The sequence below is a fragment of the Streptomyces sp. NPDC020379 genome, from assembly GCF_044387105.1.
Lineage (GTDB): Bacteria > Actinomycetota > Actinomycetes > Streptomycetales > Streptomycetaceae > Streptomyces.
In genome coordinates, this window is record NZ_JBIRVR010000015.1 from 35,319 (window position 1) to 49,794 (window position 14,476).

At 70.3% G+C, this 14,476-nt stretch carries 17 protein-coding genes; 13 read left to right on the top strand and 4 right to left on the bottom strand.

Translation table 11 applies throughout. The features are described from left to right. The first annotated feature begins 62 nt into the window (after positions 1–62). From ACH427_RS20250 to ACH427_RS20275, 6 genes are all read left to right on the top strand, one after another. A complete protein-coding gene (locus tag ACH427_RS20250; RefSeq protein ID WP_398870913.1) occupies positions 63–1,526 on the top strand; it encodes an MFS transporter in 1,464 nt (487 codons plus the stop codon). Between the two features lie 242 nt (positions 1,527–1,768). Then, complete coding sequence (locus ACH427_RS20255; RefSeq protein WP_398870914.1) at positions 1,769–2,176, top strand: 5-carboxymethyl-2-hydroxymuconate Delta-isomerase; 408 nt, start codon at positions 1,769–1,771, stop codon at positions 2,174–2,176. Continuing rightward, positions 2,173–2,886 carry an SDR family oxidoreductase gene (locus ACH427_RS20260; RefSeq protein ID WP_398870915.1) on the top strand — a complete coding sequence of 238 codons (714 nt, stop codon included), beginning with the start codon at positions 2,173–2,175 and terminating at the stop codon, positions 2,884–2,886. The genes ACH427_RS20255 and ACH427_RS20260 overlap by 4 nt, the downstream gene beginning before the upstream one ends. A gap of 155 nt (positions 2,887–3,041) precedes the next feature. After that, on the top strand, positions 3,042–4,112 hold the full coding sequence (locus ACH427_RS20265) for a type III polyketide synthase (RefSeq protein ID WP_398870916.1): 1,071 nt from the start codon (positions 3,042–3,044) through the stop codon (positions 4,110–4,112). After that, positions 4,109–4,399: a hypothetical protein gene (locus tag ACH427_RS20270; protein ID WP_398870917.1), complete on the top strand. Its 291-nt coding sequence runs from the start codon at positions 4,109–4,111 to the stop codon at positions 4,397–4,399. The genes ACH427_RS20265 and ACH427_RS20270 overlap by 4 nt, the downstream gene beginning before the upstream one ends. Then, positions 4,396–4,713, top strand: a complete 318-nt coding sequence (locus tag ACH427_RS20275) for a cupin domain-containing protein (protein ID WP_398870918.1) — start codon at positions 4,396–4,398, stop codon at positions 4,711–4,713. Before ACH427_RS20270 ends, ACH427_RS20275 begins: the two co-directional genes overlap by 4 nt. Before the next feature lie 191 nt (positions 4,714–4,904). On the opposite strand, the gene ACH427_RS20280 is transcribed toward ACH427_RS20275, so the two are convergent. Then, positions 4,905–5,276, bottom strand: coding sequence for an anti-sigma factor antagonist (locus ACH427_RS20280; RefSeq protein ID WP_398870919.1), 372 nt, complete (start codon positions 5,274–5,276; stop codon positions 4,905–4,907). 571 nt (positions 5,277–5,847) lie between these two features. On the opposite strand from ACH427_RS20280, the gene ACH427_RS20285 reads away from it, so the two are divergent. From ACH427_RS20285 to ACH427_RS20305, 5 genes are all read left to right on the top strand, one after another. Then, positions 5,848–6,012, top strand: coding sequence for a hypothetical protein (locus ACH427_RS20285; protein WP_361532767.1), 165 nt, complete (start codon positions 5,848–5,850; stop codon positions 6,010–6,012). A 10-nt stretch (positions 6,013–6,022) separates the two neighbouring features. Beyond that, the gene (locus tag ACH427_RS20290) at positions 6,023–6,316 is read left to right on the top strand and encodes a Dabb family protein (protein WP_366006963.1); all 294 of its coding nucleotides are present in this window, start codon (positions 6,023–6,025) and stop codon (positions 6,314–6,316) included. A gap of 186 nt (positions 6,317–6,502) precedes the next feature. Beyond that, positions 6,503–7,429 carry an RNA polymerase sigma factor SigF gene (locus ACH427_RS20295; RefSeq protein WP_398870920.1) on the top strand — a complete coding sequence of 309 codons (927 nt, stop codon included), beginning with the start codon at positions 6,503–6,505 and terminating at the stop codon, positions 7,427–7,429. Between the two features lie 186 nt (positions 7,430–7,615). Further along, positions 7,616–8,449, top strand: a complete 834-nt coding sequence (locus ACH427_RS20300; RefSeq protein ID WP_116212976.1) for an RNA polymerase sigma factor SigF — start codon at positions 7,616–7,618, stop codon at positions 8,447–8,449. A gap of 103 nt (positions 8,450–8,552) precedes the next feature. Further along, on the top strand, positions 8,553–9,071 hold the full coding sequence (locus ACH427_RS20305; protein ID WP_398870922.1) for a hypothetical protein: 519 nt from the start codon (positions 8,553–8,555) through the stop codon (positions 9,069–9,071). A gap of 55 nt (positions 9,072–9,126) precedes the next feature. On the opposite strand, the gene ACH427_RS20310 is transcribed toward ACH427_RS20305, so the two are convergent. Next, on the bottom strand, positions 9,127–9,345 hold the full coding sequence (locus ACH427_RS20310) for a hypothetical protein (RefSeq protein ID WP_398870923.1): 219 nt from the start codon (positions 9,343–9,345) through the stop codon (positions 9,127–9,129). Between the two features lie 208 nt (positions 9,346–9,553). Between ACH427_RS20310 and ACH427_RS20315 the strand changes: the two genes are divergently transcribed. Together ACH427_RS20315 and ACH427_RS20320 are read left to right on the top strand one after the other, a co-directional pair. Further along, positions 9,554–10,003, top strand: a complete 450-nt coding sequence (locus ACH427_RS20315; RefSeq protein ID WP_398870925.1) for a MarR family winged helix-turn-helix transcriptional regulator — start codon at positions 9,554–9,556, stop codon at positions 10,001–10,003. Between the two features lie 63 nt (positions 10,004–10,066). After that, positions 10,067–11,710 (top strand): MDR family MFS transporter, encoded by a 1,644-nt coding sequence (locus tag ACH427_RS20320; RefSeq protein ID WP_398870926.1) that lies wholly within the window; start codon positions 10,067–10,069, stop codon positions 11,708–11,710. A 188-nt stretch (positions 11,711–11,898) separates the two neighbouring features. Here ACH427_RS20320 and ACH427_RS20325 read toward each other — a convergent pair whose 3' ends face one another. Both ACH427_RS20325 and ACH427_RS20330 read right to left on the bottom strand, forming a co-directional pair. Continuing rightward, entirely contained in the window at positions 11,899–12,654 is a 756-nt protein-coding gene (locus ACH427_RS20325) for a TetR/AcrR family transcriptional regulator (protein ID WP_398870927.1), read from the bottom strand. 288 nt (positions 12,655–12,942) lie between these two features. Then, positions 12,943–14,433: an MFS transporter gene (locus ACH427_RS20330; RefSeq protein WP_398871121.1), complete on the bottom strand. Its 1,491-nt coding sequence runs from the start codon at positions 14,431–14,433 to the stop codon at positions 12,943–12,945. Positions 14,434–14,476 lie beyond the last annotated feature (43 nt).

Sequence of the window (14,476 nt, forward strand, 5' to 3'; positions counted from 1 at the left end):
CTCCCCCGGCCCGCCCCGGTCCCGACTTCTCCCCACCCTTCCAACCGACCTTAGGAATAGGCATGTCCCAGAGTGAACCCAGTACTGCGAAAAGGAAGCTGTCGCTGCTCGCGGCCTGCCTCGGGTTCGTCGTCGTCATCCTCGATGTCAGCGTGGTCAACGTCGCGACCGACGCGCTGAGCAAGGACTTCGGCGGCAGCCTCTCCGGGCTGGAGTGGGTGATCAACGGCTACACCCTCACCTTCGCCGCGTTCCTGCTGTCCACCGGTTCGCTGGGAGACCGCTTCGACCCGAAGCGGATCTACCAGGTGGGCTTCGCGCTCTTCGCCGTCGCGTCCTTCGCCTGCGGCGCCTCCACCACCCTGGTCGCACTGATCATCTCCCGTGTGATCCAGGGCCTCGGCGCCGCGATGATCGTCCCGTCCTCGCTGTCGATCGTGAACAAGTCCTTCCCGGACCCCACCGAGCGCGCCAAGTCCGTGAGCCTGTGGGCCGCCGCCGGCGGTCTCGCGCTCGCCCTCGGCCCCGTGGTCGGCGGTGTGCTCATCGACCAGCTCGGCTGGCGCTCGATCTTCTTCGTGAACGTCCCGATCGCGATCGCCGGCATCTGGCTGACCCAGGTCAACGCCCCCGGCACCGTCCGGGACGCGAACGCCCCGCGCCGCTCCTTCGACCTCCTCGGCCAGGTGCTGGCCGTCATCGCGCTGGGCACCTTCACCGCGGCCATCATCGAGGCCAACGGCCAGGGCTGGGGCTCCACCTTCGTCATCACCTCCCTGGTCGTCTTCGTCGTCGCGACCCTCGCCTTCATCGCCGCCGAGAAGCGCAGCAGCGACCCGATGCTGCCGCTGCACCTCTTCAGCCGTAAGGCGTTCACCTCCACCTCGCTGATCGGCGTCCTGGTCAACTTCGCCTTCTACGGCCTGATCTTCGTCTTCAGCCTCTTCTTCCAGACCGCCTGGAGCTACTCCCCGATCGTCGCCGGCCTCGCGTTCCTCCCGATGACCGCCACGATCATGATCGCCAACCTGGCCTGCGGCCCGCTGGCCAGGCGCTACGGCGCCCGCACGGTCCTGATGACCGGCAGCACCCTGGCCGCGGTCGGCTACCTCGCGACCCTCCCCGCCGTGCACGCCGGCTCCTACCTCGCGATCGTCATCCAGTTCCTGGTGGCGGGCTTCGGCATCGGCCTGGTCGTCCCGGCCATGACCAACGCCATGCTCTCCGCGGTCGACAGCGGCAACATCGGCATCGCCTCCGGCGTCCTGAACGCCTCCCGCCAGCTCGGCGGCCTGATCGGTGTGGCCGTCATGGGCCTGATCGTCGGCCACGCCGACTCCGGCACGTTCACCTCGGGCCTCCAGTCGGCGCTGGGCTGGGCGGTGGCGGCGCTGGTCGCGTGCATCCTGCTCAGTGCCTTGGGCATCCACCGGGTGGTCAAGGCGAAGACGGCTCCGGTTCCCGCCGCGGTCCCGGCCCCGGCCCCGGCCCCGGCCCCGGCCCCGGCGGCCGTTCCGGCCGAGTAACTCCGGCGCAGGGCCGGGGGGTCTTTTCTCCCCGTCCCCGCCCCTCCCCGAAACTGGGGAAGGGGCGGGGCTGGGAAAAACAACCCGTCCACCCCCAACGCACCCCACAAACCCCAGAGCGGTCGCCCCCAGCCAAGGGACGGCCGCTCTGACTTATGCCGGCGTACCGCCGTCGGTAGATGCCCCAAGGCCATCGAAAAGAGGAGGACGCCGGCATCACCACCCGCAAGAAAGGAATCCGCATGCCGCACCTCATGCTCGAACACTCGGGCAACATCCGCGAACAGGTCGACGTCGAGGGCCTCTTCAAGGAACTGCATGCCGCGCTCTCGGAAGTCGGCGGCTTCCGTGTCCAGGACTTCAAGAGCAGGGCCGTCCGCCTGCACGCCTTCATCGGCGACGGCAGCTACGAGCAGGCATTCGTCAATCTCGACATCCGCACCTTCGCCGGGAAGCCGGCGGAAGCGAAGCGCCGGATCAGCCAGGAAGCACTCCGCGTGCTGGGCCGGCACTTCCACCGGACGATGTCGGAGACGTCCTGCGACATATCGGTTCAGATCACCGAGCTGAACCGCGAGAGCTATTCCCGTTCCCGTTCCGAGGACCTGGAATTCCAGGCCCCGTCTCTACAGGAGAGCACCGCACCGTGACCGAATACCAAGGAAAGCGCGTCCTCGTCGTCGGCGGGAGCTCGGGCGTCGGCCTGGCGACCGCCCGGCGGTTCGCGGCGCTCGGCGCCGAGGTGACCGTCGCCTCGCGTTCGAAGGAGAAGATCGACGCGGCGGTCGCCACGCTCGGCGAGCGCGCCACCGGGCAGTCCCTCGACATCACGGACAACGCCGCCGTCGAGGAATTCGCCGCGGCGGCGGGCGAGTTCGACCACGTCGTCATCTCGGCGGCGGAGACCCCCATGGGCCGGGTCGACACCCTCCCGCTGGAGGACGCGTACGCCGCGATGGACAGCAAGTTCTGGGGCGCGTACCGCCTGGCCCGCGCCCTGTCCGTCCGGCCCTCCGGCTCGCTGACGCTCGTCACGGGCTATCTGTCCGTACGCCCAGGAAAGGCCGCGGCGCTGCAGAGCGCGATCAACGCCGCCCTGGAGGCCCTGGTCCGTGGCCTGGCTCTGGAGTACGCGCCGCTGCGCGTCAACGCGGTCTCGCCGGGCCTGATCAGGACGCCGCTGTGGGACACGCTCCCCGAGCACAACCGCGAGGCGATGTACGAGGCCGCGACGGGCCGGCTGCCCGTCGCGCGCGTGGGCGAGCCGGAGGACATCGCGGAGGCCGTCGTCTTCGCGGCGGGCAACCCGTACACCACCGGCACGACCCTCTTCATCGACGGCGGCGGCTCGATCGCCTGACCCCGCCCAGCACCCGCGGCGCCCAGGAGGGGCTGGATCGTGCGGATCCAGCCCGTCCGGCGCGTGCGGGTCACCCGAGCCCGGCACCCTCACACCGCCCGGAGAACCACCTACGGCCCCAGAACCAACGGCGCCTTTCCCACCACGGAGCAGCCATGATCTATGTCAACCGCCCGGTCGTCGCACTGCCACCCCACGAGGTCACGCTCAAGGAGATCCAGGACGACATCGTCCGCGCGCACCCCGACCACCCCCGGCTCCCGGCCATCCTGCGCGTCCTGGACTCGACCGGGGTCCAGCGCCGCCGCTTCGCCCGGCCGCTCGCCACGGTGGCCGCCGACCGGCCGTCCGGGGAGAGCAACGCGACCGCCTACGCCGATCTGTGCGAACTCGCCGAGCGGGCCGCGCGCGGTGCCCTCGACACCGGCGGTCTCGGCCCGCTGGACATCGACTGCCTGATCACCACCCACGCCACGGCGTTCGCCGTCCCGGGCCTGGACGTCCACCTCGTCAACGCCCTGGGCCTGCGCTCCACCGTCAGCCGGATCCCCATGACCCAGCTCGGCTGCGCGGGCGGCGCCCACGCGCTCGTACGCGCCGCCGAGTTCCTCGCGGCCCACCCGGGCAAGCGCGTGCTCGTCGTGGCCGCGGAGATCCTCAGCTCGGTCTACCAGCACAGCGACGACAGCATGGAAGCGATGATCTACAAGGCGCTGTTCGGCGACTCGGCCGGCGCCTGCGTGGTCTCCGGCGCCCGGCCGGCGGGGCCGGCGTTCCGGGTGGACGACACCTGGGAGTACGTCGTGCCGGACAGCACCGAGCGCTACGAGATGACGCTGGACGACCGGGGCTTCCACTTCGGCAGCACCCCGGCCGCGCTCAAGGGCGTGGGCGACCTCATGCCGCACCTGCGCGCATGGCTCGGGGCGGACACGGGCGCCTGGAAGCCGCAGTTCACGGTCGCCCACACGGGCGGCCCGCGCATCCTGATGGACCTCGCCACCGGCCTCGAATGCCTGCCCGAGGTCACCCGCCACTCCTGGGAGAGCCTGAAGGAGCGCGGCAACCTCGGCGCCGTGGCCGTGCTCGACGTCCTGGCCCGTACGTACGACGAACCGCCCGCCACCGGGAACACCGGCGTCCTCATCGGCTTCGGCCCCGGCTTCACGGCCGCGGCGTGCCGCGCGACCTGGTGCGGGCCCACCGAGGAGAAGGAGTGCTCATGAACGGGGGACCTGTGGTGCTGGATCTGGTCGGTCCGGGCGCGGTCGACATGACCGGCCTGCTGTCCGGGCCGATCCGCCGCCTGGAGCTGGTGGACGTCCCGGCGGCGGAACGGAGCGGTTCCTACGCGCCGTTCACGGAGCTGGTCGTCCACGTGGACGCCGACCCCGCGTGCCCGGCGCCGGACATGCCGATACCGACCGGCGCGCACACGCTCTTCACGCTGCGCGATCCGGACCGTTGCATTCCAGTCACCCTGGACGTCACGAGCAGGAGGCCCGAACAGTGATCCTCGCCCCCGCGACCGGCTCCGCCACGGCGATCCTGGAACGCATGGTCCCCTCCGGCGTCCTGCACGCCGGGTGCGACGACGCCGAGCACTGGCAGCTGTGCGAAGCGGAACGCTTCCGCCTCACCCCGGACCCGGGCACCGAGACGGCCCTGATCGTCCTGGAGGGCGACATCACCCTCTCCCTGGAGGAATCACCTCCGGTGGACGCCCGCGCGGGCCAGGTCGTCCTGATCCCCCCGGGCGCGAAAGGCGAACTCCACACCCGCCAAAGACGCGTCCGCCTGCTGGGCCTGACGACGAGAGGCGGCTGAACCGAACGCCGGACGGGCGGCTTCGCGAGCCACGGTTCGCAAAGCCGGCCCGTCCGGCGTTCGAGGACCGGGGTCTGGGGCGGAGCCCCGGTTCCGGGAAGGGGCGGGACCGGGGAGAAGCCCGCCGCGGGCACCACGCACCCGCACCCAGCAGCGGCACACCCACCCGCGCCCGGAAACACACCGCACCCTTAGGCCGGCACGCTCCCGTCCTCCGCCCCGACCCCGGCCGGAAACGCGTCGACCACGGCAAACGCCCCCTCCAGCCCGGCAAGCCGGAACACCTTCCACACCCGAGGCACCCCCCGGACGACCCGGAGCCGCCCGCCCCGGTCCCGCATCCGCCGCCGCGCCCGCAGCAACAGCCGCAACCCGCTCGCATCCAGAAAGGTGACCCGGCGAAGATCGATGACGACGTCACCCCGGAACCGCTCGGTCAGCGCGTCCACGCGCGGCCCGAGCACCTGCTCCGCCAAGATGTCGATTTCTCCGTGCAGTTCAATGATGATGGCGCCGTACGCCACGCGCTCCCGCATGGCGAAGGCGGGTTCGTCCACGCCCATGTCGCCCCTCACCGACCTCCCTCGGCCGCATATGCCGTATGCCTTTCTGGTGCCCCGGCAGTACGTACTTCTCACCTTCGTCGCAAGGGTGAGAGCTCTTGGGGCATTGAGGGGCACAGGCGCGCGCGGGAACGAACAGAAGCGCGCGGCGCGCCACAAGAGGCGCGCGGCGTCCCGCGGAAGTCCGGGGGCGGGAAGGGCACAGGGAGGGGGGCAAGGAAAGGGACGGGGGGAAGCGACGCCAGGTCACGGCGCCGGCCTCCCCCCGATGAGGACACGGTCCTCCAAGTACGGGCCGCAGTCGGGGGGAATCGCGGCCCGGACCCCGCAGTGAGGCCCATGTCCCTGGCCCGCCGGATTCCTGCCAGACCCGGCGCGCTTACCCCCATCCTCCGCCCCCGCCCGACCCCGCCCGGCGGCCGAAGGGCCCCCCTTGGTGGGCCTTTGGTCCTTAAAGGTGCCGTGAGGAACCGCCTCCGCCGGGGCCACCGGCCCAGCATTTCGCCCATACGTGCGGTTAGACTCTCGCGTCCATAGGGGCACCGGGGACAGCAGGGGAGGCTGTGGGGTCGTGGCACAGGCGAAGAAGATCGCGCTCTACGCCGTCATCATTTTTGTGGCGTACACGATCATCCACTCCCCGGCGCGGTCGGCGGAACTCGTGCAGATAGGCTTCGAAGGCATCTCGGACGCCGCCAAGAGCGTCGGCGAGTTTATGACCCAGCTGATCAACTGAGGGCAGAACCGTGATCCGTCACCTCGTCCTGTTCAAGCTCAACGAGGGCGTCGAGCGCGACGACCCGCGCGTCGCCGCAGGCGTGCAGGCGTTCGAGGAGCTCGGCAAGGAGATTCCCGAGCTGCGGTTCTGGGAGTGCGGCTGGAACGTCTCGGACCGGCCGATCGCGTACGACTTCGCCATCAACTCCGCCGTCGACGACGCGGAGGCGCTCCAGCGCTACCTCGGGCACCCCGCGCACCAGGCGGGCGTGGCGCTGTGGCGCGAATTCGCCACATGGGTGATCGCCGACTACCCGTTCTGAGGGATCCCGGCCGACCTGCCGGGATGCCCGTCCACGCACGGCCCAGAGGGCCCTTCGCCGACCTCGGCGAAGGGCCCTTTTTCGCCACTCAACACGGCACTTTGCGGTGCTTGCACACAGTGCACATGTCTTGTGATGCTATGACCGCTTTTGCCGGATGAGTTGACCGTGAAGGGTGGCGTGACCGTGTCGGCCCGTACCGTCCCCGAAGCCCCCCTCCAGCGCGACCAGCCCCCCGCCTCCGCCGAGGTCCACAGGCCCTCGCCCGAGGCGCACCCGCCCGCTCCCGAGGAGCGGGCGGCCCCCGCCCGCGACGACTCCGGCGACGAGTCCGAGGACCACCCCAGGAGCCGCGGCGCGGACGCCAGGGCGCTGACCCAGGTGCTCTTCAAGGAGTTCGTGACCCTCCAGCCCGGCACGCCCGAACACACGCGCGTACGGGCCGCCCTGATCGAGGCGAACCTCCCGCTGGTGCGCTACGCCGCCGCCCGCTTCCGCAGCCGCAACGAGCCCATGGAGGACGTCGTCCAGGTCGGCACGATCGGCCTGATCAACGCCATCGACCGGTTCGACCCCGACCGCGGGGTGCAGTTCCCGACCTTCGCGATGCCGACCGTCGTCGGCGAGATCAAGCGCTACTTCCGCGACAACGTGCGCACCGTGCACGTCCCCCGCCGGCTGCACGAGCTGTGGGTGCAGGTCAACGGCGCGAGCGAGGACCTGACGGTGCTGCACGGGCGGACGCCCACCACCGCCGAGATCGCCGAGCGGCTGCGGATCCCCGAGGACGAGGTGCTGGCCTGCATCGAGGCCGGCCGCTCGTATCACGCCACCTCCCTGGAGGCGGCCCAGGAGGGCGACGGCCTGCCCGGCCTGCTGGACCGGCTGGGCTACGAGGACCCGGCGCTGGCCGGGGTCGAACACCGTGACCTCGTGCGCCACCTGCTCGTCCAACTGCCGGAGCGCGAACAGCGCATCCTGCTGCTGCGCTACTACAGCAATCTGACGCAGTCCCAGATCAGTGCTGAGCTGGGCGTATCCCAGATGCACGTGTCCCGGCTGCTCTCCCGGAGCTTCGCCCGGCTGCGTTCCGCAAATCGAATCGACGCGTAACCCTCACGGGTGACAGCCCTTGAGGCCAGCGGGCAGATATGTCGACTTGACGCTACAGCGTGTTGCCGACATGTGACATTCTGCTGGAACTGCGTTTGCCACAGCCCGGCCTCCGGTATTCAGGTGGAGGCTGAACCCTCGTACGAGGGAGTTGCTGTGACCCGTCCGCGACCTCAAGGGGGTGGCATGTCCGTAGACCTGGGCAGCGCGAAGGTGCTCGCCAACGACGCACCGCACGCCGTGCTCGACGACTGCGAAGCCATCGACACCCGCACCCTCTCCCGCTCGCTGTTCCTGCGGCTGGCCACGCTCGACCGGGACAGTGCGGAGCGTACGTACGTCCGCGACACCCTCATCGAGCTCAATCTCCCGCTGGTGCGCTATGCCGCTGCCCGCTTCCGCAGCCGCAACGAGCCGATGGAGGACATCGTCCAGGTCGGCACGATCGGCCTGATCAAGGCGATCGATCGTTTCGACTGCGAACGGGGGGTGGAGTTCCCGACCTTCGCGATGCCGACCGTCGTCGGCGAGATCAAACGGTTCTTCCGGGACACGAGTTGGTCGGTGCGCGTGCCGCGCCGGCTCCAGGAGCTGCGCCTGGCCCTCACCAAGGCCAGCGACGAGCTCGCCCAGAAGCTCGACCGCTCCCCCACCGTGCCCGAACTGGCCCTGTGCCTCGGCGTGTCCGAGGACGACGTGGTCGACGGCCTCGCCGTCGGCAATGCTTATACGGCCAGCTCGCTGGACTCGCCGTCCCCCGAGGACGACGGCGGCGAGGGCTCCCTCGCCGACCGGCTGGGTTACGAGGACAGCGCGCTGGAGGGCGTCGAATACCGCGAGTCCCTCAAGCCGCTCCTGGCCAAGCTGCCGCCGCGGGAACGGCAGATCATCATGCTGCGCTTCTTCGCCAATATGACGCAGTCGCAGATCGGCGAGGAGGTCGGCATCTCCCAGATGCACGTCTCCCGCCTCCTCACGCGCACGCTCTCGCAGCTGCGCGAGGGGCTCATCGCGGACTGAGGCAGGGACCGGGTCATGTCCCGGGATACGGACCGAGAACGGGTTCAACGGGGGACCGTTCACCGATATGTACACCTGACGTTGCGTCAGCCAGACTGGGCCGATGCGACGGAAGACGATCGTCTCCGCGATGTCCGTCCTGGCCGCTCTGCTCTCGGGCTGCGGCGGCAGCTCCCGGGACCCCTATGTCGCGACGGCGGCCGGCCCCGTGGAGGGCACGGTTCCACCACTGGGCGGCGTGGAACTGATCCCGCTACCGCCCTCCCCGAGCGGCTCTCCCTCCGGGCGCCCCACCCCTTCGCGCCCCGCCCCGCCCGCTCTCCGGGTCGGCCCCCTCCACCGCGCGCCGGACCCAGAAGGCCGCCGCTGGTGCGACAAGGTCACGCTGACCTTCACAAACACGGGCGGCCGGCCGATCACGACGGGCACGGTCCGCTTCGCCACCCATGTCTTCGACGCGACCGGCGCCGACCGGGCGACCCTGCCGTCTTCTTCCGCACTCCCCGCGCCTATCGGGGCGGGGCGGTGGGTGGAGGGGGCGTGGATTGTGTGTGCGGATGAGCGGCGGGTGCCGGGGGGTATGCGGGTGGAGACCCGGCTGCTTTCGGCGACGACGTCTTGACTGTGGCTGGGGTGGGGCGGGGCCGGGGAACAAGACCCCCGCCCAACCGCCGGCTTCAGGAAAGCGCCAGCCAAGCCACCGCCGCCACAACCACCACAATCGCGATGATCACCGCGGCCGTGACCCCCACCCGGGACCCGGAGGCCGCCGGCGCGGGAGCCGCCCGCCGCCCGCCGCCAGGCGACTCGTCGACGAACGCGCGGAACATCTGCGTGCTCCCCGCCGGGTCGTAGCCCTCGGGGTTCTGCTGCGGGTGCTGATGGGGGTTGGCCATAGGCCAGGACCCTAGCGAAGGCACCCCCCGTTTCGCGCGCCGGGCCACGCAAAAAGCGCACCCACACCTCCCCCACCTGCCGCTTTACACCTCACCTAGTAGAGCTTGAAGGTTCCTTTACCCGTTAAGCCCCCATTTCGTTTGCCTTCAGCAACCAACTTCTGCTCTTATGGTTGCCCTGAGCAACTGAAGTGGAGGGGTCCGTCGAGTGGCCGCACAGGAGCAGTACGAGGAACTCAGCCGCCAGCTGGGGGCCGTCGCCACCGTCCGGCGCGACCTGGGTCGCGTGCTTCCCCCGGAGTGCCCGCCGTCGGCGGCGATGATGCTGGCGCTGCTCAAGCAGTGCGGTGAGGTCCGCATGGGCCGTCTCGCCGAACTGCTGGGCATCGACATGTCGGTGACCAGCCGCCATGTCGCGTACGCGGCCGAGCGCGGCTGGCTCGAGCGGCAGCCCGACCCCCTCGACAAGCGCTCCCGGCTGCTCAGCATCAGCCCTCGGGGGGAGGAGTTGCTGGAGCAGGTGTCCGCCCGCTACACCCGGGCGCTCGCCGCCTGCCTCAGCGACTGGCCCGACGAGGACGTCGTCCGGCTCACCGAGTTGCTGGGCCGGCTCCGCGAGAGCTTCGGCGGTTGCCGGATGCGCGCCGGGCAGCCCTAGCCGTCGCCGCGGAGCGCGGAGCGCGAACCCCACACACGTACTGATCGGCAGTAAAGGAATTCCATGGCCAAGACCACACCCGCCGGTGTGGGGGGCGGACACACCACGCACGGAGGCCACTCCGGCTCCGACGCCGCCCCCATGACGCACCGCCAGATCATGGAGGCGCTGTCCGGGCTGCTGCTCGGCATGTTCGTCGCGATCCTGTCGTCGACGATCGTCTCCAACGCGCTGCCGGAGATCATTCACGATCTGCACGGCAGCCAGTCCTCCCTGACCTGGGTCGTCACGGCGTCGCTGCTGGCGATGACCGCGTCCACCCCGCTCTGGGGCAAGCTCTCGGACCTCTTCAGCAAGAAGCTGCTGGTCCAGATAGCCCTGGTCGTCTACGTCGGTGGTTCCGTCGTGGCCGGCCTCTCCCAGAACACGGCCACGCTGATCGCCTGCCGGGTCGTCCAGGGCATCGGCGTCGGCGGTCTCTCGGCCCTCGCGCAGATCGTCATGGCCGCGATGATCTCCCCGCGTGAGCGCGGGCGTTACAGCGGCTATCTCGGCGCCACCTTCGCCGTCGCGACCGTCGGCGGCCCGCTGCTCGGCGGCGTCATCACCGACACCGACTGGCTCGGCTGGCGCTGGTGCTTCTACGTCGGTGTGCCCTTCGCGATCATCGCGTTGATCGTGCTCCAGAAGACCCTGAAGCTCCCGGTCGTGAAGCGGGACGTCAAGGTCGACTGGCTGGGCGCGTTCTTCATCAGCGCCTCCGTCACCCTGCTGCTGATCTGGGTGACCCTGGCCGGCAAGAACTACGACTGGATCTCCTGGCAGACCTACGTCATGGTCGGCGGCTCGATCGCGCTCGGCGCGCTCTTCGTCCTCGTCGAGTCCAAGGCGGCCGAGCCGATCATCCCGCTGCGGCTGTTCCGCAACAAGACGATCTCCCTCGCCTCGATCGCGAGCCTCTTCGTCGGTGTCGCGATGTTCAGCGGCACGGTGTTCTTCTCGCAGTACTTCCAGCTGGCCCGCGGCAAGACGCCGACGATGTCCGGTGTGATGACGATCCCGATGATCGGCGGCCTGTTCATCTCGTCGACCGTCTCGGGCCAGATCATCACCAAGACGGGCCGCTGGAAGGCGTGGCTGGTCTCCGGTGGCGCGCTGCTGACCGCGGGCCTGGGCCTGCTGGGCACGATGCGCTACGACACCCCGTACTGGCACCTGGCGATCTTCATGGCGCTGATGGGCCTCGGCATGGGCATGATGATGCAGAACCTCGTGCTCGCCGCGCAGAACCAGGTCGCCCCGAAGGACCTCGGCGCCGCCAGCTCCGTCGTCACCTTCTTCCGCTCCCTCGGCGGCGCGGTCGGCGTCTCGGCGCTCGGCGCGGTCTTCGCCAACCGGGTCCCGGACTACGTCAAGGACGGCATCACCGCGCTCGGCCCGAAGGCCGCGGCGGCGCTCGGCCAGGGCAGCTCCGGCGGTGACATCCCCAAGCTGTCCGACATGCCCGCCCCGATCCGTCAGGTCTTCGAGAGCGCCTACGGGCACGGCGTCGGCGACGTCTTCCTCTACGCGGCGCCCTGCGCGCTGCTGGCCTTCATCGTGACCCTCTTCATCAAGGAGGTCGCGCTGAGGAGCAAGTCCGGTACGCAGGCGGCGGCCTCCGGGTCCGAGCAGGCGGACACCGAGCCGGCCCGGCAGGCCGGCTGACACAAGGACCCCGGCGGCAGGGGCACGGCACTGAGCGGAGGCGTGCCCCTGCCGGCGGAAGCCGGGACCGGAACGGCATGAACGGTCCCGGGCGATGAGCCCCGGTGGGCGGCGCGCGCGAAAGGCAGGGGACGGCCTGCGCGCCACCACCGGGGCTTTGCCGTACGCCCGGGCGGTACGGCGGGCGGTCAGCGGTCGCGCATGGCCTCGATGCCCGCGATCACCGTCTCCAGGGCGTAGGCGAAGTCCTCCTCGCGGCGCTGCTCCCGGGTCATGGTGGTCTGCGAGTCCATCAGGTCGACGGAGTCCTTGAACGACTCCTCGTAGTCCTCGCGCTCCGAGACCTCGGCCATCAGCTGCTTGAAGTATTCGTCCTCGGTCAGCCCCGCGGCGTTGCAGCGCTCCTTGAACAGCCCCTCGGCCGTGCAGAAGCCGTAGACGAACTGGAAGACGGCCGACAGCGCGCCCGTGATCCGCTCCTCCTCCACGCCGCTGCGCCGGATGACGGCCAGGCAGGCGTTGGTGTAGGCCATCGAGCGCGGGCCGATGTTGAGATAGCGGCCCAGCAGCTGGGTGACCCAGGTGTGGCTGGAGAGCATCTTGCGGTACTCCATGGCGAGGAGGCGCAGTTGGTCGCGCCAGTCCTCGTCCTCCCGGGAGACATCGGGCACCACCATCGAGCCGTTGATCCCGTCGAGGACGATCTCCAGGAGGTCGTCCTTGGTGTCGACGTACCAATAGACGGACATGGCCGTCACCCCGAGCTCGGCGGCCAGCCGCCGCATCGAGAACCTCGCGAGCCCCTCGGCGTCCAGCAGCCGCACCGTGGCCCCCACGATCCGCTCCAGGTCGAGCGCGCCGTCCCCCTCCCCCTTCCGCTTGGGAACCGCCTTCCGTGACAACCAAACACTGGCCCGCGGGCTCTCGGCTCGACTGCTCGCCATGGCGATTCCCTTTCCTTTACGGGGTGGTACGTACCGAATGCTAGGCGCATGCCGACACGGGTGAAGCGGGCGGATGTTGTGGTCTGTCCGCGGGCCGGTTGCCGCCTGCGGCGGGAGCGCCCTCCGGCCGCGTCCTCGATCGCCGGACGGGCTGATGTGAGCCCGTCCGGCGATCGAGGACAACGCGCGGAGCGTGTTGCTGGGGGGCCGGGGTCTCCCCGGTTCCGGGAAGGGGCGGGGCTGGGAAAAGCGCCGCAGGCCCCGCCCGCCCCTGGGGGAAACCCCCCGTCACCCCACCTGCCGCTCAGCCCTGCGCAGCAGGACCGCCGCCACAACGCCACCCGCCAGAACAGCCGCCGCCCCCACCAGCTGACTCGCCTGCACGCCGGAGGCAAAAGCGTCCTGGACGGCCGCTCGGTCCTCCGAGGACGACACCCGCGAAAGAGCCGCAGGCAAGGACCCGGCCCCCGCCGCCACCGCGGGCACAAGCGCCGCGAAGCGCGAGTTGAGGACGGCGCCGAGCACCGCCACGCCCAGCCCGTTGCCGCACTCCTGGAGCGTGCCGTTCACACCGGCCCCCACACCCGCCTTCTCCGGCGGGATCGCGGACATGATCGCGTTGGCCATGGCCGGCATGGAGAGCGCGATGCCGACGCCCATCAGCACCAGGCCCAGGAACATCCCGCCGTAGCCGTGCGCACCGAGCACCGCGATCGACGCGAGCCCCAGGGCGAGCAGGCCCATGCCGCCGGCGATGGCGACGGGCGTGCCCACCTTGGGCAGCAGCCGGGCGCCGACGCCCGTGAGGTTGAGGACGACGATCACCAGCGCGAGCGGCGTCATCCGCAGGCCCGTCTCCAGCGGGTCGTAGCCGAGGACGAGCTGGAGGTGCTGGGTGAGCAGGAAGAAGGAGCCGCCCATCCCGAAGGCCACGAGGATGCCGCCCGCGACGGCGCCCACGAACCGGCTGTTGCGGAAGAAGCTCATGTCCAGCATCGGGAACGGGATGCGCCGCTCCCACAGGGCGAAGGCGGCGAGCGCGGCCGCGCCGACGAGGGCCGCCGTCACCACCCGTCCGGAGGTCCAGCCGTGCACGGGGCCGGAGATGATCGCGAAGGTGATGCCGGTCATGCCGATGGTGGACAGGAGCGCGCCGAGGAGGTCCGGCCGGTCGCCGGAGGGGTTCTTCGACTCGGGTACGAGCTTGAGCACGGCCACCAGGCCGATGAGCGCGACCGGCAGGTTGATCAGGAAGATCGAGCCCCACCAGAAGTGGTTGAGCAGCGCGCCGCCGATGAGCGGTCCGGCGGCGAAGCCGAGCGAGCTCACTCCGCCCCACAGGCCGATCGCCTTGGTGCGCTCCTCGTCGTCGAAGACCTGGACGACGACGGCGAGCGTCGTGGTCATCAGCAGCGCCCCGCCTATGCCCATGCCCGCGCGGGCGGCGATCAGCTGCCCGGTGTTCGAGGCGAGCCCGGCGACGAGCGAGCCGATCCCGAAGAGGGCGAGGCCGGTGGCCAGCATCTTCTTGCGGCCGTAGCGGTCGGCGGCATTGCCCGCGGCGAGCAGCAGACCGGCCTGCACGAGCGAATAGGCGTTCATCATCCACTGCACGTCCGCGGTGCTGGCGTGCAGTTCCTCCGTGAGCGAGGGGATCGCCACGTTCAGGATCGTGTTGTCCAGGAGGACCGTGAGCTGCGCGAGGCAGATGACGCCGAGGATGAGCCAACGCGCGGGATTGCGTTCGGGACTTCTCCCGGCGGCGTCGGTGGTGTTCATGGTCGTGGCGGTCACACGGCCCCCCTTGTACGGTGTACGACTG

Coding starts and splice junctions, on each gene's coding strand:
- ACH427_RS20280 (WP_398870919.1), bottom strand. CDS start 5,276: ATGGGCGTGGACGAACCCGCCTTCGCCATGCGGGAGCGCGTGGCGTAC.
- ACH427_RS20320 (WP_398870926.1), top strand. CDS start 10,067: ATGGCCAAGACCACACCCGCCGGTGTGGGGGGCGGACACACCACGCAC.
- ACH427_RS20255 (WP_398870914.1), top strand. CDS start 1,769: ATGCCGCACCTCATGCTCGAACACTCGGGCAACATCCGCGAACAGGTC.
- ACH427_RS20270 (WP_398870917.1), top strand. CDS start 4,109: ATGAACGGGGGACCTGTGGTGCTGGATCTGGTCGGTCCGGGCGCGGTC.
- ACH427_RS20330 (WP_398871121.1), bottom strand. CDS start 14,433: ATGAACACCACCGACGCCGCCGGGAGAAGTCCCGAACGCAATCCCGCG.
- ACH427_RS20310 (WP_398870923.1), bottom strand. CDS start 9,345: ATGGCCAACCCCCATCAGCACCCGCAGCAGAACCCCGAGGGCTACGAC.
- ACH427_RS20300 (WP_116212976.1), top strand. CDS start 7,616: ATGTCCGTAGACCTGGGCAGCGCGAAGGTGCTCGCCAACGACGCACCG.
- ACH427_RS20250 (WP_398870913.1), top strand. CDS start 63: ATGTCCCAGAGTGAACCCAGTACTGCGAAAAGGAAGCTGTCGCTGCTC.
- ACH427_RS20265 (WP_398870916.1), top strand. CDS start 3,042: ATGATCTATGTCAACCGCCCGGTCGTCGCACTGCCACCCCACGAGGTC.
- ACH427_RS20325 (WP_398870927.1), bottom strand. CDS start 12,654: ATGGCGAGCAGTCGAGCCGAGAGCCCGCGGGCCAGTGTTTGGTTGTCA.
- ACH427_RS20305 (WP_398870922.1), top strand. CDS start 8,553: ATGCGACGGAAGACGATCGTCTCCGCGATGTCCGTCCTGGCCGCTCTG.